This window comes from Nocardioides sp. (genome assembly GCF_034670285.1).
Lineage (GTDB): Bacteria > Actinomycetota > Actinomycetes > Propionibacteriales > Nocardioidaceae > Nocardioides.
Genome location: NZ_JAXMNS010000586.1, coordinates 1 through 1,539 on the forward strand (window position 1 = coordinate 1; position 1,539 = coordinate 1,539).

Here is a 1,539-nt window from a genome sequence, read left to right on the forward strand (position 1 = left end):
TCACCACGATCGAGTCGTCGTCGTGGATGATCCCGATGCCCTCGACCACCTCGGGGACGACGGCGAGGGGATCGACCTCGACCGGGATCGTCACCTCGAGGAGCGAGCCGGGGAGCACGCGCTCGCTCTTGCTGACGTCTGCGCCGTCGACGCTGACGAGACCTCGGCCGATCAGCTCTGCCGAACGAGTGCGGGAGAGCCCGAACATCTGCGCGATGGCGGAGTCGACGCGCTCACCGCCGAGCCCTTCGGGCACGTGGAGGCTTCGGTAGTCGGCCTGGCTCACTGGGAATCCTTGTCCGGGTCGGCCTCGACGGCCTCCTGATCGGTGGGGTCTGGTGGGTCCGGCAGGTCACTCTCGCGAGTGCCGTCGAGCCGGATGCCGCGGAAGGCCTGGAGGATGATCAGTCCGGCCGCCACGTTGATGCAGATGTCGGCGACGTTGAAGATCGGCCAGTTGGGCAGCTGGAGGAAGTCGATCACGTGACCGCGGAACGCGCCGGGCGCGCGCAGCACCCGGTCGGTGAGGTTGCCGAGCACCCCGGCGAGCAGGAGGCCGAGACCGACGGCCCACAGCTTGCTGCCGAGTCGGCGCGAGAGCCACAGCACCGTGAGGGCCGCAACCGCGGCGAGCGCACTGAGCAGCGGCGTCAGGCTCGTGCCGATGCTGAAGGCTGCCCCGGGGTTGCGCACCAGGTTGAGCTGGAGCAGGTCGCCGAGCACCTGGACGTCGGAGCGTCCCTCCAGCTCGGCCACTGCGACGACCTTGGTCACCTGGTCGACGGCGTAGGCCGTGAGTGCCACCAGGACGAACAGCAGGATCGCCCGGCGACGTCGCGAACCGTCGGTCGCGGCAGTGCCTATCGACGTTCCTCGCGCTGCTTGCATGTCATGCACAGTGTGGCACGCGGGAAAGCCATGAGCCGCATCTTGCCGATGGGCTGGCCGCACGACTCGCACACGCCGTAGGTGCCGTCCTCGATGCGCGCCACAGCGCGGTCGATCTGCGCCACCTTGTCGCGCTCGTTGCTCAGGACCGTCATCTCGTAGTCGCGCTCGAAGCTCGACGCCCCGACGTCAGCCTGGTCCTGGCCCGCTCCGTCGCCGGAGTTGCGCAGCAGGCCGTCGAGCTCGGACTCGTGGTGAGCCACGATCTCGGAGCTGTGGGCGCGCTGCCCGTGCAGCTCGTCGAGGACCTCCTTGAGCTCGGCCGGGGTCCAGGCCGACTCGCCCTCCTTGACCACCAGGGCGCTGGGTGCAGCCTTCTTCGAAGCCGCGGACTTCCTGGTCGGCGCAGCCTTCGCCGGCGCCGCCTCCTTGGCCGGCGCAGCCTTCTTCGCGGGCGCGGCCTTCTTGGCCGGCGCGGCCTTCTTGGCCGGCGCAGCCTTCTTGGCCGGCGCAGCCTTCTTCGCGGGCGCAGCCTTCTTCGCCGGCGCAGCCTTCTTCGCCGGCGCAGCCTTCTTCGCCGGCGCAGCCTTCGCCGGCGCGGCCTCCTTGGCCGGCGCAGCCTTCTTCGCGGGCGCGGCCTTCTTGGCCGGC

2 protein-coding genes and 1 pseudogene are annotated in these 1,539 nt (G+C 70.2%); all 3 read right to left on the reverse strand.

What is annotated here, in order from left to right:
- Nucleotides 1-286: pseudogene (locus VOI19_RS19320) on the reverse strand (RNA pseudouridine synthase); the annotation flags it as partial.
- Nucleotides 283-888 carry a signal peptidase II gene (lspA, locus tag VOI19_RS19325; protein ID WP_323794550.1) on the reverse strand — a complete coding sequence of 202 codons (606 nt, stop codon included), beginning with the start codon at nucleotides 886-888 and terminating at the stop codon, nucleotides 283-285. The gene lspA and the pseudogene VOI19_RS19320, both read right to left, overlap by 4 nt.
- Nucleotides 861-1,247, reverse strand: a complete 387-nt coding sequence (locus tag VOI19_RS19400; protein WP_416366414.1) for a TraR/DksA family transcriptional regulator — start codon at nucleotides 1,245-1,247, stop codon at nucleotides 861-863. The genes lspA and VOI19_RS19400 overlap by 28 nt, the downstream gene beginning before the upstream one ends.
- Between the last annotated feature and the right edge of the window lie 292 nt (nucleotides 1,248-1,539).

What these genes read in the sequence shown, in the direction of transcription:
- lspA (WP_323794550.1), bottom strand. Translation starts at nt 888, where the DNA reads ATGCAAGCAGCGCGAGGAACGTCGATAGGCACTGCCGCGACCGACGGT.